Source organism: Streptomyces sp. NPDC001851 (assembly GCF_040297165.1).
Lineage (GTDB): Bacteria > Actinomycetota > Actinomycetes > Streptomycetales > Streptomycetaceae > Streptomyces.
The window spans coordinates 37122-59548 of sequence record NZ_JBEOYR010000042.1 but is presented as its reverse complement, the minus strand read 5'-3'; the positions used below and the strand labels follow the sequence as shown (position 1 = coordinate 59548).

Here is a 22427-nt window from a genome sequence, read left to right as displayed (position 1 = left end):
GGATTCGGTCGTCGGTTGTTGCCCCGCGGTACGCGTGGTCATTGGTACGTGAGTGCAGACAGGGCGGGAGAGCGGCAGGGTTCCGTGCGGCGACCACTTGTGACGGAACGGTGACGACAGGCTGCACCCGTGCAGATGGCCGTCAGGGCAGACAGAAGCACCTCCAGCGCGCCACGGGATTTACCACGCCCCCGGCGCGCACCGAAGGTGCGCTGAGTCGCTGACCTGAGGTGATCAAACTCCCATGACACAAACTCGCGTCCGTCAAAGTCCGATGGCAAACGGTCAAGATCCAGTGGCGCGGGACAACGCCGGGCCGCGCTGCCGAGTGGCCCGGACGCGGCGTACGCGTCGAACGCGTGAGCGACACCGGTAGCATCCCCGAACCCGTACCGGCCCGCCCGTGGCGCCGGGACACGGACGGGCCCGAACCGAAGGTCACGACCTACCTGCCGGGCGGGGCCCCGGCCCTCGAAGTCCTCTCGCAGCGCGCGTGGCGCAGGGCAACCGTCGTCTCCCGGCAGGCCTGGGCGGCCGGCCGAGTCCTCCATCAGGTGCGCGTGCGCCCGAGCGACACCGCACCCGAGACGTTCTGCCTGTTCCAGTGGCCGCAGGATGGCCTGCGCGTCGCGGCTCTGCCTACCAACCACACAACCCGAGACACCATGCCCCGCCCGCCGCAGAACCGCACACGATCCCGGTAGGTCCGCTCGCCGGCGCCTACGCCGGATCCTGCAGTGCCATCATGTTCCTCGGCGTGCGGGCGCGCAGCAGCGAGAGGAATCCTGCCGGCGGTACGCCCCGACAAGGCCGCGCGCGCCGCCATCGCACAGCGGCGAGTGGACGCCATCGACCTGCGCCTGGCCGACGTGGACTGGCTCACCGTCGGCCGCAAGCTCGCCGCCGACCCGGCCGTGAACTCCGACCGGATCGCCTGCCCACAGGGCTACGGCATCGACCGGTACAACAAGGGCCTCGAACCACCCAGCGACGACCAGCTCATCCACGCCGCATGCAAGGACGTCCGCCAGGCCCTCAAGGAGCGCACCACCGAGCAGGACGAGAAAGCCGACGAGCTGCGCGCCGTGGAGAACCTGCGCCTGGACCGGCTGTTCTTCGTCGCCTACCGGCAGGCCGTCAAGGACGGCGACCTCCCCGCCATCGACCGCGCCCTACGGATCTTGGAGCGCCGCGCCCGCATGAACGGCCTCGATCGAGAAGCCGTCCAGGACCGAGATCGTCGCCCCGGCCGCCACCGGCAGCGAACTGACCGCGGTCGCCCTCGATGAACTCGAAGCCCTGATCGACATATCCGAGGAGGCCCCGCGTGGCTCGGACGAGTAGCCCCGAACGCGAAGCCCAGCTGCTCGCCGCCTACCGACACAAGCCGCCGGCGCTGCGCCGCGCCATCGCCGCGATGGCCTCCTCCGAGCTGCGAGCCCAGCCCGCCCGCATCGAACGCACCATCGTTATGGACGCCTCGCCCGGCGCCCTGGCCGCCATCCTCACCGAGCGCCGCGAGATGCAGGCCCGCCACCTCCACCTCATTGAACAGGCGTGGATCGACATGGCCGAGGGACGCGCCGACCGCGTGATGATCACCATGCCGCCCCGGCACGGGAAGTCGCGCCGGGCCCCTCGCTGGGCACCGCTGTGGTACCTGCGCCAGCACCCCGACCGCCGCGTCATGATCGCCGGCTACAGCGGGGACCTCGCCGAGGAGCACTCCCGGTGGATCCGCCACGTCATCGAGACCTGGGGCGACGACCTCGGCATCCACCTCAACCCGTCCTCGCGCGCGGCGATGCGCTTCGACATTGCAGGCCACCAGGGCGGCCTGGTCGCAGCAGGCATCGGTGGCAGCCTCACAGGCAAGGGTGCCACCATCGCGCTCGTCGACGACCCCGTACAGGACATGGCCTCTGCCGCCCCCCGAGCATGCGCCGCAAGACCTGGGAATGGTGGCAGAGCGTCCTGCAAAGCCGCCTGGAGCCGGACGGCGCGATCTGTGTCATCCAGACCCGCTGGAACGAAGACGACCTCGCCGGCCGCATCCTCGCCGACGCACAGGCCAACGAGTGGAAGATCATCGACCTGCCCGCGCTCGCCGACAGCGACACCGACCCGCTTGGCCGCAAGATCGGCGAACCGCGGTGGCCCGAACGCTTCGACGCCGAGCACCACGCCACCACCCGCCGCCGCGTCGGCGAACGCGTCTGGGCCGCGCTCTACCAGCAGAAGCCCCACCCGCCCGAGGGCGGCGTGTGGCAGCGGGCCTGGATCACCGACCACCGCATCACCACCGTCGAGTTCGGCGGCCTCGACATGGCCCGTGTCATCGTCGCCGTCGACCCTGCCGGCGGAGAGTCCGCGATCGGCGACGAGACCGGCATCATCGGCGCAGTACGCGGCTACGACGGCCACCTGTACGTCCTCGAGGATCGCTCCGGGAGTATGGGCGCGAACGACTGGGGCCGCACGGCCTGCCTGCTCGCCCTCGCCCTGAAGGCCGACGCGATCGTCGTCGAGTCCAACTACGGCGGCGACATGGCCCGCCAGGTCCTCTCCCAGGCGTGGGAGCAACTGCGCCGCGAAGCTCCACGAACGGCGTCCTCACGCCCCGTGTCCTCGAAGTCACCGCCAAGGTCGGCAAACGCCTGCGGGCCGAACCGATCGCCCAGCTGTACGAGCTGGCCGCCACCGACACCGACAGCGCGTCCGCCTCGTCGACCACGGGTACACCGATTGTGGCCCTCGCCGGGGCGCGGCTGCCCATCGACCGCACCACCGGACAGCCGCTGCCCGTACGGGTGGAGGCCGGCAGCGTATGGGAGCTGAACGACAACGGCCGCATGGACACCCTGGACACCTCCGCGCAGCTCGCCGAACTGCGTCAGCGCGTCGACCACCTGCTCGACCGGCTCGCCGCGAACACGCGCCTGACCGCGGCCGGCTCGGCAGCCTGGATCCGGCCAAGCTGCCCAACGGGTACTCACTGCAGATCGCCCTTGGCCCGCTCGACTCGCTCGTCGGCGGGATGCGGCTGGCCCGCGACCACAACCAGCTGCTGCTGCGCCTGGTGCAGCGCCTGCACCAGGCCGGCCAGGAGTGGCCCGCTGGCGAGTCGCTGCCCGCCCGCCTCGTGTGGGGTGCGCACACCCCCACCGACGCACCACCGTCCTCAACGACGTCGTGCAGGGCTACGAGGCCGGGGTGTTCTCCCTGGAGACCGCCGTGCGCATGCTGCAGGAAGCCGGATACCCCATCGAGGACATCGCCGAGGAGATCGAACGCATCCAGAAGCGGGCCTTCGATCAGGCCGCTCGCCTCGCGGACGCGACCGGCGACAACGGGGTGGTGCGCGAGTACCTGGGCCTGCCCGAAGCCGACCCCGTGCAGCAGGTGCCGCTGCTGCCCGCACGCTCGGTCGCCGCCAGTAGAGTCGCCTCAACGTCCGTGGCTCGGCCGCTACCATCTGACGCTCCGGCAGGGATCAGAAGGACGCACGATGAGTGAGAAGAACGCCGACCACCTCGCGAAGCAACTGAACGCCCTCTTCGGTGTGCAAGACGACAGTCCCCTCGGCTGGACGGCCATCTTTATCGGGGGCGGAGCGGCTGCCAGCTTGGTGTGGCTGATCCAGAGGACCAATCAGAAGGGGGCCAAGCCCCTGCAGCCGTGGGTGTGGCCCGCAGTGATAGCTGCGATCGCCATGTTGGTGATCGGGGCTTTCTTGGTCTGGTGGCGTGCCAGGAGGGTCAGGCTGCAAGAGGCCGCCCGCGAGCGGGAAGTACTGGAGTCGGCCGCTGAACGGCTCCGGGAGAAGATGGAGCTGCCTAGTCTCATCAACTTCAATCGGGTTCTGCTGGACCGGTATCACGGCATTGCAACCGAGCAGGCGACGAAGGCGTACCGCAGTAGCCGGTTCGCAATGGGTGTCGGCCTTGTCATCCTGGTCGTCGCCTTCGCGGCTGGCTGGCGCTTGAACGCTCAAGGAGATCGCCTGTTCGTGGGCACGGTTGCTATGGTCGGCAGTGCATTCACCGCGTACCTGAGCCGCACCTACATGCAGACCTACGAGCGTGCCTTGCAGCAGCTCAACGAGTACTTCAACCAGCCTGTTCTGAACGGTTACTTCCTCACAGCCGAACGCATCGCCGACTCGCTGCCCGAGGACCGCAGGGTGGCGATGCTGGAGCAGGTGTTGGCCGACGTGCTGGAAAGTGGCAAGGAGATGCACCGCGGCTCGTTGGCTGCGAGCGCGGCCCAGGTCGGCGCTACCAAGCCGGGGCGTCTCCGGCGTACGGCTCAGGCTGGGGCCCAGGTTCCGGCGCAGCAGAGCCAGTAGTCGCCACGCCGCACGCCGTTTCGGCGGTTGCGAGGATCACCATGCCCTTATCTCCAATCCCGGCGCGCGGTCGGGTAGGCCATCGCCAGCAGCAGCGCCGTGGCGTGATGACCCGTCACGCCTCTGAGGAGAGCGGCGGGGCGATCCTGAAGCACGCGTCCTGGAGCTCTCCGGGGGTGTTCACCGGTTCGGCGAAGAGGTGGAAGTCCCGGTGCCGGAGGAAACGGTCGGGGAACCGTACGGACCGGAACGAGGCCTGGTTCGGGTCGATCTCCGCTCTTTCAAGGACAAAAGTCGAATCCTCACGAACCTCTTCCGCGACGTCGGGGTCGATGATCCCGGTGAAGAACTTGCCGACTACGCGGAACCCCTCCAGCGCGTCGATCCGCAGACAGAAGCCCAGCGGGAGAGTGGCTCGCACCAGCCGTCCCGTTTCGCCGAAGTCCAACGCGGGGCCGGTCCACTCGAAAGTGGCGTTGCGCCGGTCCTCGTCCGTTTCGATCTTGGAGATATCGACGTCGCCGCTCCGTTCGACGATGAAGAAATCCGGGAAGTTGTTGGAAAACAGCGAAAGCTTGGGCATGATGCCTCTCCTTCCCTCAGCCCCATCATGCGCCCCGCCCCGCGAAGCCGCATATCGGCCCCGGCGCCGCCTATGTGAGGGGGACTCGTTGGTCTGGCCATGGGCGGGATACACGGGGCAGATTGTTCCGGATGGCTTGTGGGAACTCGCCAGGCCGTTACTTCCGGGGACAGGATATGGGCACAGGGCAGCAGGCGGTGAACTGAGTCCGCGACCTGGTCCTCTCCGGCACGCAAGGCTAGTGACGATCAGCCGCCGCCCACGGCGGCGACCCGGACGCCGGCGCGAAGACGGAGACCAAGGCCAAGCCCCGGTCCCAGACCCGTAAGCAGGCCGACGAGTAGCTCAGCCAGGCCCGGCCCGGCACCCTCTGTTCCACGCGCGGGGGTGTCGGGCCGGGCCGCTACCCGGAAGGACGCGCCCGTGGACTCTGCAGTACTGGCCTGGCTCCTGGCGCAGCTGGGCCCTGACACCGACCAGATCGATCTGCAGGCCCGCTACGCCCGGCTTGGCACTGCGAGGGCTGTGGCTCTGGAGGTGCTGTACGAGCGGCGTGCCAAGCTCCTGGCCGAGCCCCTGCAGCTGACCGTCAACGGCGGCGCGACTCTCGACCAGTTCGCCAACCTCACTGGACTGGATCGGCAGATCGCCTCCGTGGAGGACGCGACCGCCCCGGACGAGCCGAACGCCGGGGGACACAAGGAAGCCGTTGCCGAGACGCTCGCTGAGCTGGCGCGACCTCGGCGTTGGAGGCACCCGCAGCGAATCGCTCCGCGGCCTCCAGCCGGATCCGCTCGCGAAACGCCTGCCGTTCAGGCGCCAGCCCACCACCCTGCGGATATCTCACACAACCGGCATACCGCAACGATCACGCTTCGTCAGCCCTCAACGACATCACGCCGCAGAGGTCAGTAACTCCGGGACACCGCCGGACGGGCTAATCCGACGCGCCACAGTCTCTGCTCCCAAGGGAGGCTGAGGGCGGGGTGCCCGCGTGCGAGATCGGAGATGCCATGAGCGATGGCGCGGCGAGTGCCGCGACGCGCATCGCGGTCATCGGAGACTGCCCCGTCTTCCGGCACGGCATCTCGCAACTGATCGGCTCCGCTACCGACCTCCACCTGGTCGCCACCGCCTCCTCCATCGAGGGCCTGGACGGCGGACTGCGCGGTGTGGATGTGGTCCTGATGGACCTGCAGCAGCCCGCCGGCAGCCTCGCCGCGGCCGTGGCGAGGCTGCGGGACCGGGGGCACGCCGTCGTCGTCGTGTCGTCCTCGCCTCAGATCGACGCGGTTCAGGTGATCCGGGCGGGTGCCAGCGGCTACCTGAGCCGGCGGGCCGAGGGGGAAGAACTCCTGACGGCGATCAGGGCCGCCGGCGCGGGCCGCGGTTACGTGTCCGTACCGGCTGGCCACTTGCTCAGGCGATCGCCTCACTTCACGGAGCGGGAGCAGGAGATCCTCAGGCTGGTCGCCCACGGCGCGACCGATCACAAGATCGCCGGTCGGCTGTCCATCAGCAAGCACACCGTCCAATCGCACCTGGACCGAATCGGCGAGAAGGCGGGGGCCCGGCGCCGTTCCGAGCTCACCCGGCTGGCGATCGAGTACGGGCTCACCGACCAAGGTGGGTAGTCCTGCCCCGTGACGCGTGGGTAGTTGAATCCCTTGACCGGCTTAGCCGGAGCAAGGACCTTGGTAGGGGCAACTCACTTCGTCGGCCAGGCACTTCGCCGCGACAGTCGGAAAGAGCGAATCGGCATTCATTCCGGGGCATGCCACGCCTTTGACGGCGCCCCTTGCTGCCACATCTCTTCGCATTCCGCTCATATCGCAGTCATTCGCTCGTGTGCCAGCAAAATAGGAGAATCCATGCGTAATCGCCGCGCAATTCTCGCCACCGCAGCAGTGCTGCCTCTGACCCGTGGCCTCGCTCGCAGCAGTGGGGCCAGCAGCCGCTGACCCGAACAGCAAGACGGTCACGGTCACCGGCAAGGTCGCTGACTGCGAGAACGACGCCTCTCCCGTCAGTGTGACGATAACTACGAGCAAGGAATCTCAAACCGACGACAGCAGGACCGTGGCCAGCGACAACAGGTACTCGGTGACCTTCAAGAACATCGCCAAGAAGGGCCGAGACGCCGTAGCCACGGTGACTTGCAAGGACAATTCGTACACGGACGCCTTCAAGATCACACGGCCCGCCGACACCTCGACGACCTTCGTACGGAACATCGAACCGTAGGGGCAGCTGAACCACTGTTCGTCGAACGAGGCAGGGTCAACGATGGCGCGGCCGTCGACCCGCTTGCGCAGCCAGGTCAGGGACTTCGGCTCGCCAAGCGCGCCGAGCTTGTCGACGTTGAGCTTCACCCGTTTGTCGTCCTGCACGTCGATGGACACCTTCGCCGCCGGCCCCGCCTCTTCCAGGCGTTCGGCGAGCTGCTTCCACCCCGCGTCCAGCCCGCGCACCAGCCCCGCCGCCAGGTGCTCGGTCACGGGCATGTTCAGGCTCAGCCCGGCCAGCACGTCCTCCTCGACCGCATCCCAGCCGGGCCCGTCCCGCAGGCGGGCGCGCGGGTTGGACCAGCGGTGCGACGGCGAGGCGAACACGTCGCGGTTGTTCAGGGCCCGGTGCAGCTGCTCCAGCACGCACACCGCGTACGCGTCCCGGTCGACCGCGCCCTGCGGCAGGTCGGGGTTGGCGTACACCGCCTTGCGCCACGCGGGCGGCACCAGCTTGTCGTCCACCTCGCGCGGCAGCAGAGGCTTCACCCACACCTTCCACCGCGCCAGCGCTGGCAGCCCGCGGACCCGGCCAGGACCCGCTTGCCCGCGCTTGCCGCGTCCAGCGCCTTCGACTCGCCGAGCAGCGCGAGGAACGGGCGCACCGCGGCATAGCGGGTCGCCAGCGCAGTCCGCATCGCGATGTCGGCCGTGTTCTCGCCCTCGGGCACCAGGGGTCACCACGGTGGCCGCGGCGGTCATCAGGGCGGCGCGCGGGGCGACTTCCTCGACCGCCACCCACAGCGCGGCCACGTCCAGGTCCGCGCCGTGCTCCTCGACCAGCTCCAGCTCCTCGAACAGCACCTTTGCCGCCCGCGCGAGCGTGCGCGACGCCTTCTCCAGCTGCGGCAGCGTCGACAGCCGCTCCTTCTCCGTCTTCCGCTTTGCTGTGTTCAGCAGCCGGGTGGCCATGAGGACCTGGAACAGGTCCAGGGCCTTGTCAATCGCCTTCGCCTCCAGGTGCCGCATCACCGCGGTGAGCATCGCCGTGCGCTTGGGCTCCGCCGCCCGCTCCAGCAGTGGCGCCTTCGACCCCAGCGCGTACCGGGCCAGCGCCGCCATCCGGTTGGGCGGGATCTGCGACAGCTTCAACCGCCCCAGCCGGTAGGCGCCGGTCTCGTCCACCCGCTCCAGCGCGCGGGCAAACGCCGTCCCGGTCGTCCGCGTCGGCGCGGCGGCGGCACCTGCGACAAACCGCCGAGACCACTCCGCGTCCTCGTACTCGCGGTACTCATAGGCGCCTCGGATCGCCCAGGCGTGCTCGTACGCCGTCGGCTAGCGCTCGGTGAACCGCTTCACGCACGAGACGTCTTCGATGTCGAGCTGCGCGGCCAGGTGCTCGACCACGACCCACGGCACGTCCAGCGGGTCGTCCGGGAGGAACCGGCCGATGCAGCGCACGGTCCACATCTGGAGAGCGAAACTGAGCCGACTGTGGTCCCCGCGCCGCTTCGCGATCAGCTTGCGGTCCTCGTCGTCCAGGAAGAAGGACCCGCTCCAGTCCCGGTGAGCGTGAAGCCATCGGCGCACGGAGCCGCTCAGCGATCTTGCTTGGTCTGTGGTGTCGGGTCTCGCCAGGAGATGGTGTTCTCGCCGGTGAGGCGGCGGGCCATGAGGTCGGTCATGGTGAGGTGGATCATGGCTTCGGAGCCGGCTGACAGGGTTTCGTAGTCACGGGCGAGACGTCGGTGGAGCATCAGCCAGCCGTAGGTCCGCTCGACCGCCCACCGCCTCGGGTGGGGGTGAATCCCCTGGCCCCAGGGGTGCGGGCGGTGATTTCCATGTCGATGCCGAGGGTGGCTGCCTGCTCGACCCGGCCGCCTTCATCGCTGACCCGGACATCGGGTTGACCAGCATCGGCCACCTCACCGCCCTCCTGACCGGCAGGAGGAGGACATCACCTTCATCGAAGGTATGGCCTCGGAACGTCTCCGTGACTTGAATACAACGATCGTCCCGACCGCCGCGAAAACCAACCCGAGCCCTCCGAAGACCAGCGGCAACATCCACAGCGAGGCGAACCCGTCGATCCGCGCGTCCTGGGGGGAATCGGCGCGGTAGAGCACCTGGACCCGTTCACCTTTGTCGTACGCCGACGGACTGGAACCGGTGGAGTCCCGGAACGTCCTTCGCGTGCCATCCTTCGACGTGAACTCGACCACCGGGTACGCCACGGGCCGGTCGTCGTCACCATTCCGGCGGGATGCGCCAACGTGGTCGTTGCGCCACTCCAGGGCCACCACCGTGCCCTGGGCACGCTCCGCATCGGTCAGGAACGAGACCGACTGCCCCGCGAGGATCAGCCCGATGACGAAAAACAGCGTTCCGACCCCGACGAACCCGTACATAATCCACCGGCGACCACGCTGCCCACGTACCCCAATGTGCACGAAAGCCCTCCCGCTTGTTCCGCTCCAAGGGACGCTATCCCAGGCAACTGGGTCATGGCGCTCCCGCCCTGGGACTGTAAATCGTTCGGTCTCCCGATCACGGAAGATGCATCGCTGACCAGTGAGAACGTGGCCGAGCACAAGGCTGGCGAGTCGGCAGAGGCTCTGTCGGCCGAGGCCGTGGACGACCAGCTGATCGACGACCTGGTGAGCCGGGCCCAGGCAGAGGCCTGCAGCTGACCGGCGAGGGCGGACTGCTGCGGCAGCTGACCAAGCGGCTCCTGGAGTCCGCTCTGGAGGGCGAGACCGATTCCACCCCCGGGCCGAGGTAGCGACCGCCGCGGACCCCCGGGCCGAGCCCACCGGGCGGCCGCTGACCGCGAAGGACTACGACGCCATCGTCTTCGCCGGAGCCAGCGAACGCCGGGAACCGGCCGCCTGGACGTCGCCCCCGACGCTCCCGCGTACGGCACGAAGCTGCGCTGGAGGGCACCGCAGCTGATCGAAGCGGCCAACGAGCGGGTGCCGGACGCGAACGTCTGCGCCCTGCACGTTCTGCCGCCCGCGCCCGGGAAGGCTAGCCCCGACGCGGCGGACGCCGTCCCAGACCCGCAGCGGACCGCGCCGGTGCAGCGCCGGACGCCGTCGGACGGCTACCGTCGTGCCCTTGCAGCGCACCGCCAGGCCGCGCCGCCGTTCCGGGCGGACCCGGCCATCGCTCAGGCGGTGGAGCGGCAGAACCGGGCTCCCCCGCCGGGCGTTCCCCGAGCCAGCCGGTGAGCCGGCCATGATCGAGCAGGCCGCACTGGGTGATCGCCGGCGGCGAGTCCGGTCCAGGACACCGGCCACTCGACGAAGCCTGGGTCACCCAGATCCGTGACACCTGCCAGGACGCCGGCGTCGCCTTCTTCTTCAAGCAGTGGGGCGGCCGTACTCCGAAGGCCGGAGGCCGCCTGCTGGAAGGCCGGACCTGGGACCAGATGCCGTTGCCGGCCGCGGCCTGACCGATCGGTCCGTTGCGGCCCGGGGCCACAACGTCAGGCGGCGGGGTTGCCGGGACAGACGGTGATCTCCCGGGTCCTCTTCACATCCACCCCGTTGCTGGGCGTCCGGCCCTGCTCGTGCAGGAGCCGCACGGCCTGACGCACCACCGGCTCGGTGACCTGCCCGTAGTAGGCCCCGAAGATCTCCAGGGGGTGGTCGACAACCTTGACGGGCCGCCGGATCCGCAACAACGGTTTCGCCAGGTTTTCAGCGATCTCCGGCACCGCCTTGGCCTCGACTTCCTTCGGGTCCGGGCGGGTCACTGAGGCCATGGTGAACAGCCCCTCGTCGTCCTCGCGCTCCTCGGGCGTCTCCCACCACGTGGCCCGGGCCCGGGTCACGGCGTCCCCGCACACCCACAGGCTGTACGGGCTGCGGGCAGCGAACCCCAACCGGTACACGGCCCGTTTGCGCGGCGAGTGCGACACCGGCACTGACTGCACGAGCATCCCTGTGCGCCGTTCCAGACGACGGGCGTACTCGGCCGCCACCGCCTCGATCGCGTTCTCGGCCGCACCCTCCTCGTCACGTGAGGCCACCGCGTCGGCGAAGTACTCCCGCCACCACGTCCCGCCGCACAGGTCATCGAACCGCTGAAGTGACCTCTCGTTGCCCTTGGGGAGCGGACGTGCCCGCCCAGGCGCCACACAGCCATCATGCTGAAATTCATCAGCAACTCGGTCGCCTGCCGTCTCTGCGGGCGCTTGCGCGCGAGGACATCGACGAGGCGCTCCTGCGGCAGGACCAGTCCGCACGGGTCCAGAAAGAGGAACAGCGGCTCCCGGACGGCGCGCTCGACGACCTGATCCCCCGACGACATCGCCACCCCCCATCCGGACGTATCCGTCTGATCACGGGGTAGTGAAGCACAGCGTAATGGCCGGACAAGACCACTCGGCCAGCGTCCAGAGCCGGGATCTCCCCAGGTGACTGCCTTGGTTCCTCGGTCCACCCGTTCTGCTGCCTCCTGCCGGTTAGAGGAATGGGCTGGCCCGGTAGAAACGGTGGCGCGCCGGGTGACCTCTTCGTCGTCGTACGGATCGAGGACGAAGCGCGGTCGGTCTGACACCCCAGGTCGCGTCGTCCGTGACGGGTGACTCCGCGCTATAAAGGACCGGCAGCTGGGCTTCGACCGCATCGACCGGTGCGGCGAAACATCGGCCAGAAGGCTGTTCACCGGGCGTCTGGTGGACCATGTGCAGCACCTTGGATGTTCCTGCTCAGGTCGTCGGCTACTCAGGGGTGAGCACGATCTTCTTACCGCTGGCCCGTCCGGCAACCACCCGGGCTGGCGCAGCTGATGCCTCGCTCAGCGGCAGGGGACCAAGGTTGCCGCGGCGGGGGTGGCATACGGAGGCCGGGAAGATCGCCCGAACCGTGGCGTGGGTCACTTGCGCCACGGGATACTTCCGGTGCCCGCCGCACCACGTGTCCCACGGCGATGGAAGGACTCGAACCGCCTTGAAATGCATACGTGTTCGACTCGGCATCCTTGGGCTTGCCCTGTTCACCGGCCTGTCCGTGCCCACTACGGCCACTGCCGTTCCGACGACACCTTCGCCCACCGTCGAGGAACTGCGGCTCGACAGGCCCGTACCGCAGGAGATCCTCCGGCGCTCCGGATTCGACGACGTGGCACCGGAGTTCGCAAGTGAGCTGGCCAGCAGCCACTCTTTCCCGCAAGCCCGACGGATCGTCGTACGGGACGGGTCCGCGCTGTGGCGGCGGGCCGTGGCACGGGCGCAGGAGCAGGGGCCGACGGGCGGTGATCTCAGCCGGGACGACGACCGGCCTCTGTACTGGGCCCGGTTGGGGATGACACTGGAGTTGCGCACCTGGGAGCCGGAGTTTGCAATCACGGACGCCCAGCGGGACACCTTGCTGGATCAGTTGGAGCGAACCTCGCGCGGGCAGACCGACATCCGGTATCCCGGGCACGCGCACGTGAAGCGCATCCTTCTCACCGGGTTCGATCCCTTCACCCTCGACCGGGACATCCGTATCTCCAACCCGTCCGGGGCGACCGCGCTCGCGCTCGACGGTACGGTCGTCGAGACCGCGGAGGGGCCCGCGCAGATCGAGACTGTCGTGTTTCCTGTGCGCTGGCAGGACTTTGCCGATGGCACGGTGGAGCGGACGCTGCGGCCGTACCTGCCGAAGGTGGACCTGTTCACGACCGTGAGCCAGGGCCGGGCCGGCCGGTTCGACATCGAGCGCACCAACGGGGCCTGGCGAGGCGGCTTCCCGGACAACGACAACGTCTCTCGGACGGAGACTGTCCCGGTCACGGATCCGGCCAGCCAACCGCAGTGGACGACCACGACACTGCCCTACACCGCCATCGTGGCCGCACACACGGGCCGGTTCCCGGTGTACGACGACACGGAGGTGACCGAGATCCCGGCGGGCGGCACCGATCCCGTCGTACGACCGGACGGCCCGACCCCCGGCTCCACGGCCCGCGCCGGGGGCGGCGGCAACTACCTCTCCAACGAGATCGCCTACCGGGCCACGCTGCTCCGGGACCGGCTGGGCCTGCACGACACGCTTCCCGGCGGCCATGTGCACACCCCGGTCCTGCAGTTCGGCGTCGGCAACACTGACCCCGCGACCGGAGCGGTCACCGATCCGGAGTTCGTGCGCAACCGGCTGGACATCATCGACCAGGTGCGAGCCATCGTTATGGTGGCGGCGGACGCCACGCTCGTCAGAAAGTGATCTCCTGTGCGAGAGCGGGCGATCGTTGCCTGGCTGTCCGTACGGTGATCGTCGTGACGACCCGCCTCACTCTTGGCACCCACCCTCAGGCCGCGATCCGCGCCGCCCAGGCCGACCTGGCCCGGGTCGTGCCGCGGATTGCGATGGAGCAAGCCGGAGGACGGACGGCTGCGGCCGTACGGCGAGGCGCAGCGGCGCTCCGTCCACGGCGCTGCGGGTTTCGGCAGGTGTGGTCTGGAGCGCCAACTGGGCGGTGCTGGGCAGTGCGGACTCGGAGATGCCGCTGATGCTGCCGTTGGAGGCCATCGAGCTGGACGCTTTTCGTCGTCGGCACGCGGACGACACGTTCTGGTGCGGTCTGTTGCTGGGCGGCTGTGGCGGCCAGTTGACCACGAAGCTCTACACCGATCTTCTCTGAACTAACTTCGAATGATCCGTTGGCTTGTCGCCAGGGCCCCCAACGTCCCAGGGGCTCCATCGGGCCGGATCTTCGGCTGCCCACTGCGCGATGTCGAGGTAGAACGCGCGAATGAGCATCAGGGTCGAGATGTAGGAGATCCTCGGCTTACAACGGCTCACACAATGAGGTGGATTCGCCCTGGCCGCCGTGTCCATGGCAGGAGTTGAGCGTTCGGTCCGGTGTGGGGACGTCGCCGTGGATTGTGTCGGATGAGCTGTGGGATCGCCTGGAGCCGTTGCTGCCGCAGCGCGAGCGTCGCTTTCGCTACCCGGTTCGTAAACCGCTGCCGGACCGTGAGGTGCTGTGCGGGATTCTCTACGTCCTGCACACGGGCATCCAGTGGGAGTACCTGCCGCAGGATCTCGGCTTCGGCCCGGGCATGACCGGCTGGCGCCGTCTGCGGGACTGGAACGAGGCCGGCGTCTGGCAACGGCTGCATGAGGTCCTGCTCGCCGAGCTCAACGCCGCCTCGCGGCTGGACTGGTCCCGCTGCGTGGTCGACTCCTCCCACGTCAGGGCGTTAAATGGGGGCAGCACACGGGCCCCTCGCCGGTCGACCGGGGGCGGGCCGACGTCGCCCGGCTCCTGCCCCTGCTCATGCAATCCCGCCGGTCCGCGGCCGCATCGGCCGTCCCCGCCGCAAGCCCGACTCCCTCTTCGCCGACCGCGGCTACGACCACGACATCTACCGCGACCAGGTCCGCGCTCGCGGCATCGTGCCGGCCATCGACCGCCGCGGAACACGACACAGCACCGGACTGGGCACCTACCGGTGGGTGGTCGAGCGGACCTTCGCCTGGCTGCACGGCTTCCGCCGCCTACGCATCCGCTGGGAACGCAGATCCGACATCCACGAGGCGTACCTCAAACTCGCCTGCTGCCTCGTCACCCACCGACAAATCGGCTCATTGTGTTAGGCGCTGTAAGGGCCGCCCGTAGAAAAGTGATTCGTCACCCCGAGCACAAGGTGAGACTGTGCTGCCGCACTTACGCATCGACCTCCACAAGGCGTGTCTTGGCACCGCAGCTGTCCGGTGGAGAGTTCTGGCCTTCGTCGGAGCAGTCCTGGCCGCTGTTTCCGCCGGTATCGCGAGCGGCACTCACGTGCTGTGTCCGTGACCCACATCGTGCGCCGGCGGTCCCACGCACCGCCGAGCATCCCGAAGAGCAGCTACGCACGGGCCCGGCGGCCGTGACGGCGGCGAGCGCCATCGGATCCCGCGTCAACGTCAACGCGAGCAGCGGAGCGCGGCCTGCGTTACCCCGTCACCGAGCGAGGGCACCGTCTGCGCAGTCCACAGCCGTCCGAACCCGGTCGGCAACTTCGGGTGAGCAGGTCTTGCGCAGAGCAGTGCTGGTGCCGGGCCGGCACGGTTCGGCCCGGCACCTGGATGGCGTACGAGCCCCGAGGGAGGAGAAATGCTCACTCTCCCTCAGCTCGGGCAGATCAGAAAACCCAAGGACCCCAGGCGACCTGGTTGGTGTTGATGTCCCAGACCTCTACGGAGAGCTCGTGTACACCGTCGTTGTGGTACTCCGGCCAGGTGTTCACCCCGCCTCCCCAGCCGGTGTGCGTGCTGCCGCCAGTCCGAGTGTTCACCTGCCACAGATCCACCTTGCACTCGTTGGCGGGCCCGTCGACGTGACCGTAGGCGTACATGTCGGAGTCGTACGGGCGGAGCGGAAGGTGTTCACCCGGCCCGCGCCGAAATCGGCAAAGGCTCTGCCACTGAGATCCGGAGTCCCACGATCGCCGTCCCCCCGCCTCGTTTCGCCTTGCCTTCGAGCGCCCTCGGGGCCTTGCCGAGATCGTCACGCCAGGCCCAGACGAGGAAGGCATGGACGATCGGGCGATCGTCACCAGGGGGTGTGCGTCGGTGGTGTACATGCCCACGCTCCGGCCTTCCGCGGCCGCTGTCGGGCTGCCACTGGGCACGGGTGTATGTCTTGTGGATCAGGCTGCGTACCCTCGGCTGCGTGCCTCGCCGTTCGAAGAAGCCCCGCCGACTGGTCGCCGACGGGCGCGTGTACATGTGGACGATGCGCCACAGCCACCGAAGGGACCACGATGGCCGGTCCGTGGACTGCCGCCAAATCCTCACCCTGTCCCCGCAGCCGGCCGGCACCGGCGGCCCGCTGCGCATTGTTTTTGCCGACGGGCCTGGCCGGTACATCCCGGGCGGGGCCCCCTTCGGCTCCGGGGACGTGGGCTTCACCCAGGGTGCAGACCTGAACCTGCACGAGCCGGGCGCCGTCCGGGCTCTGCTCGACGTGGCGCTGGCCCGTGGGTGGCAGCCGGGGGAGCGGCGGGCGGTGGAGGCCGACGGCTGGCTGCTGCTGGGGGCGGCGGCCGCCGCGCGAGCTGGGGACGCCGACCCCGAGAGCCCGTAAGGGGTGACTCCTCTTCACCTGGCTTCATCAATCCTTGGACCAGCCCACCCCCGCACGTCGATCAAACTTCGGTGAGACTGGTCAAACTCCGTTGAGACGGGACAGTCGGGCAGGGCCGACCTGTGTCATCAACCCTCGGCTTCTCCCGTGGACATGCCTGTCTGTGTCACTGATCAGCTGATGGCAGGGCCTTCATCGCTTCGCACGCTGCCGCAGGGGATGCTGGTGCTGACGCGGCAGTGTTCTTCGACTGCGCCCGGTCGAGAGACGGCCCGCGGTCGTCACCGATCTCGGTGTCCAGATGGGCGGAAGCCGAACTGGTAGTCGCGGGCCTGATCCCCGGCCACCACGTGCAGGTGTGCCCGGCGGGCCGCCACGAACCACTGCGCCGCTCGGTCCGCACCCAGCTCGTTGACCACGATCGCGAAAAACGTGATCACGTGTTCCGCGCTCGTGGGCCAGCTGTCAGTGGACGAGCTGGAAGCTCTTGCGTTCTTGTCCGGGGCGGTTCTCATTTCAGGGTCCGGGGGGTGGGGTGGGGTGGGCCGAGTGACTTGTTTTGCTGGTGTGTTCGAGGTGGTGGTCGAGGGCGTTGGGTGTGCACAGCGAAGTGGGGGAAGCCGGTTGACGGTGGCCATGACAAGCTCCCCGTAGGCAGCCACTTACCGCCCCACATGGCCACGGGTTTCCCCCGTACGGCCAGATAACTCCCCGCTCGCATTGGACGCATCCCGCTCGGCGAGGCTCGGGCGGGTGAAGACAGCAGGGAGATCATGGAGATCCTTGATGCGTACGACCTCACGGGCAGTTACCGCGCTGCGGCCGAGCTGACCGGCGTCGACCACCACACGGTGGCTCGCTATGTGAAGATGCGGGCCGCCGGCCAGCACCCCGACCAGCGCCGTCACCGGGCCCGCGCGATCGACGACTATCTGCCGAAGATCGAGGAACTGGTGGTCCGTTCGCACGGCAAGATCCGCGCGGACGTGGTGCACAAGAGGATCGTCGCGATGGGCTTCACCGGCGGGGAACGCACCACCCGCCGCACCGTTGCCGAGGTGAAAGCCCAGTTCAGGGCCGGTCGACGGCGGGTCTATCGGCCGTGGGTGACCGAGCCGGGCCTGTGGATCCAGTACGACTTCGGCAACGGGTCGACCATCCAGGGCTGCAAAACCATCCTGTGGTGCGCCTGGCTGGCCTGGTCCCGCTTCCGGATCGTGATCCCGATCTGGGACAAGACGCTGCCGACGGTCACCTCCTGTCTGGACGCGACGTTCCGCCGCATCGGCGGAGTGCCGGCCTACGTCCTGACGGACAACGAGAAGACGGTCACCACCGATCACGTCGCCGGGATCGCGGTCCGCAACCCGGAGATCGTCGAGGTCGCCCGGCACTACGGCACGACCATACGCACCTGCTTGCCCGCGGACCCGGAGACGAAGGGCGGTTCCGAGGCGAAGGTCCGCATCGCGAAGGCCGACCTGGTGCCCAAGGACGTCAACCTGCGCAAGGACTACAAGGCCTTCGGCGAGCTGGAGGCGGCCTGCCGGGCGTTCTGCGACGAGGTCAACTCCCGCATCCACCGGTCGACTCGGCGCAAGCCCATCGAGCGGCTCGCCGAGGAACGACAGCGGCTGCACCCGCTGCCGAGGAGGCCGTTCACCGCCGTGTTCGGCACCACCCGCCGGGTGAACTGGGAGTCCACGATCTCGGTCGAAGGGGTCCGCTACCCCGTCCCGCACGAACTGATCGACAACCGGGTATGGGCCCGCTTCCACGGCGACGAACTGATCGTCACCGCGGTCGGCGAGGACGGCTCGGCCCGCGAGGCCGCCCGCCACCGCCGTGGCCAGCCCGGCACCCGGTCCTGGACGACGCCCACTACCCGCCGCGGGGGAACAAGGACAACGACCGCACCCCGAAGGCCACTTCGGCACAAGAGGCTGCCTTCCTCCAGCTCGGTCCCGGGGCAGCATCCTGGCTGGTCGAAGCCGGGGCGGTTGGGGTCCGCCGCATCAAGGCGAAGATGGCCGAGGCCGTCGCACCGTCCAAGCTCTGCTCGGTGGCCGAGGTCGACCGGGCCCTGGGCACCGCCGCGGTTACCGCACGCTTCGCGGACAAGGACCTGCTGTCCATCGTCGACTACCAGGCCACCCGCGAACACACCGAACCCGTCCGCCGCAGCGAGGAACACTCCCTCCAGCCCGGCACCTCCGCCTGGTCCTCCTTCGGCCTGCCCACCCAACCCGCCTCCAGTACCTGCCCCGCGCCCTGGCCAAGGACATCGCCGTGTTGCCGATCACCCACGGCAGCCACACCGACCCGGCCCTATACCGACTGCCTGGCGGCGCCCAGGTCCTGGCCGCTGTCACCGCCCCTCGGCAACCAGCCTCAGGTCCCGGTCGATGTCGTGGCCCCAGTGATCCCTGCCTCAGCCTGGAGAGAATCCGCGCCTTCGACCGCAGACACCCGAGCGCAAGACCCCCCCACTGCATGGGCTCGCGCCCTGAAAGGCCCCACCTTCCCCTGCCGCCGACCTTCCGTCCCGGCGCTTGATCTAGCGTGGACAAGTCAAGATCAGGGCTTCGCTCTCGTTCTTACGGACCTCGACCGATACCCCATCGGAGGGGGCGGCCGGGGGGACAGGTTTCGGACGGGGCGAACACACGACCGACGGGAGAACATGGCTCAGTACCTGGGGCCGCTGGAACTGGTCGGGGACCGTTGGGTCATCGGGGATCCGAAGCGCGGGAAGGGCTCGTGCCTGGTCCTCACCGCCGACGGCATGGAGCACCACGAGCGCGGACTCCCGCAACCGCGCGCCGTCATCCCGTGGGCCAGGGTCATGGAGCTGTGGGTGAGAGCGAGCTCACGGGCGTGGCAGGCCACCCGTACCGCTGGCGCCGTCAGCGTCGCCGCCGCGCTCAGTGGCGGCAACGTGAACGGTGGCCGCAGCAGTTGCTCTGTAGGAGGGATCCTTCGCCATCCGTACGAACCCTGGTCGGTGAACTACACCCACCACGATCGGCCTTACACCTACGTGCACATGCTCTTGGTGAGCGACCTGTTCCGGCAGACGTCCAAGGCGAAGGCCGTGCACCGCCTCGGTGACCGCCAGTGGCTGGGCGCGGCGGTCGACCAGCTGGCCCCCACGCCGCGGTGGACCCGCTTCCCGACCCGCCGGGTAAGCGAGGTCATCGATGACCTCAGCATCTGACGTGCCCCCGGCCGCACCAGGCAGTACTGCGTGTCCGCAACGCGTGTGTACGTTTCATAGTGGGCTGGCTGCCGACGCAGCAGGAGCTCGATCCGGCCGCGCGTCAGCTCGCGGAGTACGACGGCGTCCGGGCCGCGCTGCGCCAAGCCCTTTTGGCATGCAGGCCGGTTATGCGGTGCAGACGGATCGGGACAGTGGAGTGTGGGTGAAGGCTTCCTGACCGGCTGCCGCGTGTGCCGGTGTGCGGTTGGACGGTTCTACGTCTGCGACTGCCGTGTGCTGAGGGGGCCGGCGGGTGCAAGGCGAAGGGCGAGGAGGGCGACGTCGTCGGTGTTGTCGGGGGCGAGGCCGGTGAGGAGTACGTCGCAGAAGGTGTCGGGTGTTTCGCGGGCGAGGGCAGCGGCATGCTGGCGTAGGTGGGTGAGGCTGCGGTCGAGGGGTGCGCCATGGCGTCCGATGAGTCCGTCGGTGTACAACAGCACGGTGGACTGGGCGGGCAGGGGCTCGGTGACGCTGGCCCGGGGCACGCTGAGCCGATGAGCGGCGAGGCTGCGGGAGGTACGACCGGCCGGCCTAGCCGGTGCTGTTGGTCTGCCGACCGATGAGTCCGGTCAGCGAGGCGACCGTCGTGCGCGGCGGCTGCCGGAGGTCGCGCTCCGGCTGCAGGACGGTGCGGAACGCGGCCCAGGCGAGTGCGCCGATGGCGAAGCCGTAGCCGGAGACCAGTCCGTGCCCGTTCTCCTGCGCGAACCACATCGCCAGCCCGAGCACCGGCACGCCGAGCGCCAGCACCCGGTTCTTGTGGACGGCCTTGCCACGGCTCGCGCTCTCCTCGTCGGAGCCCTTCCCGGCGGCTTTGCCCGAGTTCTCGTCGGCGCCGCCGCGCAGCAGCAGGGCCGCGGCCAGGGTCGCGCCCAGGAAGTAGGTGGCACCGGAGCTGCCGGCGAAGTTGCGGGGGTCGGTGCTGTGGGAGGTCTGGCCCCACAGTTTGTCGATCTGCTCCGGCAGCAGGATGCCTGCGGTGAACAGGCCGAGTGTCAGCGGTGCACCCCAGAACCAGTCGGCGAAGGCGACGACGGCGGCGAGGGTGGCGATGTTCCAGGCCGCCCCGCCGATGCCGCCGTTCTGCATGAAGACCGAGGTGATCACGCGCCACCAACCGGACTTCGACGGGTCCGCGTCGAGCGCGCCCATCGCCCCAGACCAACAGAGCTGGAGGGCCACACCGGCGAGCGCGAGCCCGGTCAGACCGACGCCGGCCCAGGGGATCCGCCGCTGGCCCAGTGTGCTCTGGCCGACCAGGGCCAGACCGCCGTTGAACATCAGCACCATCAGTGCTGCCGTGGTCACGTTGAACAGCAGGATGCCCATCGTCACCACCCCCCTTCGAGCCGTGTGCGATTGTGCTGATCATGACACTAGCCTGCCTGGGCTCCGATTCCTGCTTCGCCCGAACCGTCCTGCACGGCGGCCGCCTCGACGGCGATGCACGAGACGCCGACGAGTTCGGCCGGGTCGTACTGGCTGATCTGGTCGGCCAGGTGCAGGTTCTTGATGTAGTCGCGGTGCTTGTCGATCTCCGGCCAGGTCACCTGCCGCAGCCGTCTGTCGGTCAGCCCCGGAACCACTTCTTGATCAGTTTCGACCAGTCGGCCTCGCTCATCGGCGGCCCGCCTGGGGGGATCCCGGATGCCTCCGACCGGGGCCAGGTACTTCCCGACCGTCTTGCGGTCCACCCCCAGTGACGTGGCCAGCGCGCTCTTCGAGCGGCCCGCGTACCAGTGAATGCTCCGGGCTGCCCATCGGCCTTGCGAACCACGGGACGAGGAACATGAGCAGCTCCGCGACGACCAGGATCCTCGATCTCGGACTCCGCGCTACCCATGGCCAGTCAGGAGGATTCAGATAGCGAATCACAAAACGCTCAAGCCATCCCATGGTGGTGAAGAGATTGATCTTCAGCAAGGGCTGGCGCATTGATCTGCCTCAGGTGCGCTGGTCGCCGCGGCTTGCTCGGCAGCCCGGGGTGCAGGCCGTTCAGAACTCGATCCATGTCGGTCGGACCGGTCATAAGTTCATGCCATGACGACCGTTGACGACATGGGCTACGAGTTCCGCACTGCCCGGCCTGAGGACACCGAGGCCATCGAGGCACTCGACGGGTCCTTCACCACCCACACCATCTTCCAGGTGACCGTCTCCAAGAATGGGTTCGCCCTCCAGGAAATCCCGGTGGACCCGCCCATCCACAAGGTCTTCCCAGCCGAGAACACCGACGACGCCGATGCCCCCGTAGCCGAAGGGGATCTGAACAGCCGCACCTTTGTCGCCATCGGCACCGACGGCAGTCTGGCAGGCTTTGCTACTGTCTCCTACGCTTCGTGGAACCGACGGCTGGCCATCGAGGACATCGAAATCGCGCCGGCACATCGGGGTCGGGGCGTCGGCCGCGCCCTGATCGGCCACGCCGTCAAGTTCGCCAGTGAGTCCGGTGCCGGGCACATCTGGCTGGAAGTCACCAACATCAACGCCCCGGCGATCCACGCCTACCAGCGGATGGGATTCACCTTCTGTGGCCTGGACACGACGCTCTACGACGGCACACCCTCATCGGGTGAACAAGCCCTCTACATGAGCATGCCCTGCCCTTGAGCAGCCTGCCGACGGCTGACAGCGAAGGCCCGTACGTCGCCCGGCGCGACCGTCATCCCCTTGGGGAAACGTGATCGTGAGGGTGGGGAATTATCTGATGCCGAACCCACTTCACGGGGGAGTTCCATGGCCGTCGACAGTCGGCGGGGGCTCTGGCACAACTTATGTGTGATGCGGCCACTCTGGGGGACAGCCAGGCTCCTTCGAGCCGTACGCGGAGTCGCGCGAAAGAGAGGCGGAGGCGGTCACGGCGACGCTGTCAGATGGCGTTCTTCACCGCGTGCAACGCCGCTTGGGCGCCGGTGGTGGGAGGGGCCCGAAAGCCGGGCATGGTTCGGG

At 68.6% G+C, this 22427-nt stretch carries 22 protein-coding genes and 8 pseudogenes; 17 read left to right on the top strand and 13 right to left on the bottom strand.

Annotated elements, in window-relative coordinates:
* Positions 1-359: 359 nt before the first annotated feature.
* The 4 genes and pseudogenes from ABT171_RS39005 to ABT171_RS38990 all read left to right on the top strand — a co-directional run bounded on the left by ABT171_RS39005 (position 360) and on the right by ABT171_RS38990 (position 2838).
* Positions 360-704 carry a hypothetical protein gene (locus ABT171_RS39005; RefSeq protein WP_351251304.1) on the top strand — a complete coding sequence of 115 codons (345 nt, stop codon included), beginning with the start codon at positions 360-362 and terminating at the stop codon, positions 702-704.
* Between the two features lie 135 nt (positions 705-839).
* Complete coding sequence (locus ABT171_RS39000; RefSeq protein WP_351251302.1) at positions 840-1289, top strand: hypothetical protein; 450 nt, start codon at positions 840-842, stop codon at positions 1287-1289.
* A gap of 128 nt (positions 1290-1417) precedes the next feature.
* Positions 1418-1867, top strand: a pseudogene (locus ABT171_RS38995) (terminase large subunit domain-containing protein); the annotation flags it as partial.
* A 71-nt stretch (positions 1868-1938) separates the two neighbouring features.
* Positions 1939-2838, top strand: a complete 900-nt coding sequence (locus ABT171_RS38990) for a hypothetical protein (protein ID WP_351251310.1) — start codon at positions 1939-1941, stop codon at positions 2836-2838.
* A 154-nt stretch (positions 2839-2992) separates the two neighbouring features.
* Here ABT171_RS38990 and ABT171_RS38985 read toward each other — a convergent pair whose 3' ends face one another.
* Positions 2993-3157 carry a hypothetical protein gene (locus ABT171_RS38985; RefSeq protein WP_351251300.1) on the bottom strand — a complete coding sequence of 55 codons (165 nt, stop codon included), beginning with the start codon at positions 3155-3157 and terminating at the stop codon, positions 2993-2995.
* Between the two features lie 56 nt (positions 3158-3213).
* On the opposite strand from ABT171_RS38985, the gene ABT171_RS38980 reads away from it, so the two are divergent.
* Together ABT171_RS38980 and ABT171_RS38975 are read left to right on the top strand one after the other, a co-directional pair.
* The gene (locus tag ABT171_RS38980) at positions 3214-3516 is read left to right on the top strand and encodes a hypothetical protein (RefSeq protein ID WP_351251298.1); all 303 of its coding nucleotides are present in this window, start codon (positions 3214-3216) and stop codon (positions 3514-3516) included.
* Positions 3509-4348 (top strand): hypothetical protein, encoded by an 840-nt coding sequence (locus tag ABT171_RS38975; RefSeq protein WP_351251296.1) that lies wholly within the window; start codon positions 3509-3511, stop codon positions 4346-4348. Before ABT171_RS38980 ends, ABT171_RS38975 begins: the two co-directional genes overlap by 8 nt.
* A gap of 115 nt (positions 4349-4463) precedes the next feature.
* On the opposite strand, the gene ABT171_RS38970 is transcribed toward ABT171_RS38975, so the two are convergent.
* Together ABT171_RS38970 and ABT171_RS42060 are read right to left on the bottom strand one after the other, a co-directional pair.
* Positions 4464-4931, bottom strand: a complete 468-nt coding sequence (locus ABT171_RS38970; RefSeq protein WP_351251294.1) for an AbfB domain-containing protein — start codon at positions 4929-4931, stop codon at positions 4464-4466.
* 715 nt (positions 4932-5646) lie between these two features.
* Positions 5647-5778 (bottom strand): annotated as a pseudogene (locus tag ABT171_RS42060) (IS630 family transposase); the annotation flags it as partial.
* Positions 5779-5944: 166 nt separating this feature from the next.
* On the opposite strand from ABT171_RS42060, the gene ABT171_RS38960 reads away from it, so the two are divergent.
* Entirely contained in the window at positions 5945-6565 is a 621-nt protein-coding gene (locus tag ABT171_RS38960) for a LuxR C-terminal-related transcriptional regulator (protein WP_351251290.1), read from the top strand.
* 663 nt (positions 6566-7228) lie between these two features.
* Here ABT171_RS38960 and ABT171_RS38955 read toward each other — a convergent pair.
* The 3 genes and pseudogenes from ABT171_RS38955 to ABT171_RS38945 all read right to left on the bottom strand — a co-directional run.
* A pseudogene (locus tag ABT171_RS38955) lies at positions 7229-8758 on the bottom strand (DUF4158 domain-containing protein); the annotation flags it as partial.
* Positions 8755-9029: pseudogene (locus ABT171_RS38950) on the bottom strand (transposase); the annotation flags it as partial. The pseudogenes ABT171_RS38955 and ABT171_RS38950, both read right to left, overlap by 4 nt.
* Before the next feature lie 52 nt (positions 9030-9081).
* Positions 9082-9564 carry a DUF3592 domain-containing protein gene (locus tag ABT171_RS38945; protein ID WP_351251288.1) on the bottom strand — a complete coding sequence of 161 codons (483 nt, stop codon included), beginning with the start codon at positions 9562-9564 and terminating at the stop codon, positions 9082-9084.
* Positions 9565-9720: 156 nt separating this feature from the next.
* Between ABT171_RS38945 and ABT171_RS38940 the strand changes: the two are divergent.
* A pseudogene (locus tag ABT171_RS38940) lies at positions 9721-9911 on the top strand (IS256 family transposase); the annotation flags it as partial.
* 504 nt (positions 9912-10415) lie between these two features.
* The gene (locus tag ABT171_RS38935) at positions 10416-10610 is read left to right on the top strand and encodes a DUF5131 family protein (protein WP_351251286.1); all 195 of its coding nucleotides are present in this window, start codon (positions 10416-10418) and stop codon (positions 10608-10610) included.
* 33 nt (positions 10611-10643) lie between these two features.
* Here the strand turns inward: ABT171_RS38935 and ABT171_RS38930 are convergent, their stop codons facing one another.
* On the bottom strand, positions 10644-11297 hold the full coding sequence (locus tag ABT171_RS38930) for a hypothetical protein (RefSeq protein WP_351251284.1): 654 nt from the start codon (positions 11295-11297) through the stop codon (positions 10644-10646).
* Between ABT171_RS38930 and ABT171_RS38925 the strand changes: the two genes are divergently transcribed.
* From ABT171_RS38925 to ABT171_RS38910, 4 genes and pseudogenes are all read left to right on the top strand, one after another.
* Complete coding sequence (locus ABT171_RS38925) at positions 11279-11512, top strand: hypothetical protein (protein ID WP_351251283.1); 234 nt, start codon at positions 11279-11281, stop codon at positions 11510-11512. The genes ABT171_RS38930 and ABT171_RS38925 overlap by 19 nt on opposite strands.
* A gap of 599 nt (positions 11513-12111) precedes the next feature.
* The gene (locus ABT171_RS38920; protein WP_351251281.1) at positions 12112-13368 is read left to right on the top strand and encodes a pyroglutamyl-peptidase I; all 1257 of its coding nucleotides are present in this window, start codon (positions 12112-12114) and stop codon (positions 13366-13368) included.
* Between the two features lie 229 nt (positions 13369-13597).
* Positions 13598-13786, top strand: coding sequence for a hypothetical protein (locus tag ABT171_RS38915; RefSeq protein ID WP_351251280.1), 189 nt, complete (start codon positions 13598-13600; stop codon positions 13784-13786).
* A 223-nt stretch (positions 13787-14009) separates the two neighbouring features.
* Positions 14010-14745: pseudogene (locus ABT171_RS38910) on the top strand (transposase).
* Between the two features lie 150 nt (positions 14746-14895).
* Here the strand turns inward: ABT171_RS38910 and ABT171_RS38905 are convergent.
* Both ABT171_RS38905 and ABT171_RS38900 read right to left on the bottom strand, forming a co-directional pair.
* Positions 14896-15150 (bottom strand): annotated as a pseudogene (locus ABT171_RS38905) (MFS transporter); the annotation flags it as partial.
* 125 nt (positions 15151-15275) lie between these two features.
* Entirely contained in the window at positions 15276-15488 is a 213-nt protein-coding gene (locus ABT171_RS38900) for a hypothetical protein (RefSeq protein ID WP_351251278.1), read from the bottom strand.
* 317 nt (positions 15489-15805) lie between these two features.
* On the opposite strand from ABT171_RS38900, the gene ABT171_RS38895 reads away from it, so the two are divergent.
* Complete coding sequence (locus ABT171_RS38895; RefSeq protein WP_351251276.1) at positions 15806-16219, top strand: hypothetical protein; 414 nt, start codon at positions 15806-15808, stop codon at positions 16217-16219.
* A gap of 281 nt (positions 16220-16500) precedes the next feature.
* Here the strand turns inward: ABT171_RS38895 and ABT171_RS38890 are convergent, their stop codons facing one another.
* Positions 16501-16659, bottom strand: coding sequence for a hypothetical protein (locus tag ABT171_RS38890; protein WP_351251274.1), 159 nt, complete (start codon positions 16657-16659; stop codon positions 16501-16503).
* A gap of 333 nt (positions 16660-16992) precedes the next feature.
* Here ABT171_RS38890 and istA point away from each other — a divergent pair.
* Together istA and ABT171_RS38880 are read left to right on the top strand one after the other, a co-directional pair.
* Positions 16993-18473: pseudogene (istA, locus tag ABT171_RS38885) on the top strand (IS21 family transposase); the annotation flags it as partial.
* 429 nt (positions 18474-18902) lie between these two features.
* Complete coding sequence (locus ABT171_RS38880) at positions 18903-19436, top strand: hypothetical protein (RefSeq protein WP_351251308.1); 534 nt, start codon at positions 18903-18905, stop codon at positions 19434-19436.
* Between the two features lie 257 nt (positions 19437-19693).
* Here ABT171_RS38880 and ABT171_RS38875 read toward each other — a convergent pair whose 3' ends face one another.
* The 3 genes from ABT171_RS38875 to ABT171_RS38865 are packed head-to-tail and all read right to left on the bottom strand — an operon-like array spanning position 19694 to position 21172.
* On the bottom strand, positions 19694-19963 hold the full coding sequence (locus ABT171_RS38875) for a SpoIIE family protein phosphatase (protein ID WP_351251272.1): 270 nt from the start codon (positions 19961-19963) through the stop codon (positions 19694-19696).
* A gap of 46 nt (positions 19964-20009) precedes the next feature.
* The gene (locus ABT171_RS38870) at positions 20010-20807 is read right to left on the bottom strand and encodes a hypothetical protein (RefSeq protein ID WP_351251306.1); all 798 of its coding nucleotides are present in this window, start codon (positions 20805-20807) and stop codon (positions 20010-20012) included.
* A 47-nt stretch (positions 20808-20854) separates the two neighbouring features.
* Entirely contained in the window at positions 20855-21172 is a 318-nt protein-coding gene (locus ABT171_RS38865; protein WP_351251271.1) for a hypothetical protein, read from the bottom strand.
* Positions 21173-21518: 346 nt separating this feature from the next.
* On the opposite strand from ABT171_RS38865, the gene ABT171_RS38860 reads away from it, so the two are divergent.
* Complete coding sequence (locus tag ABT171_RS38860) at positions 21519-22088, top strand: GNAT family N-acetyltransferase (protein WP_351251269.1); 570 nt, start codon at positions 21519-21521, stop codon at positions 22086-22088.
* Positions 22089-22427 lie beyond the last annotated feature (339 nt).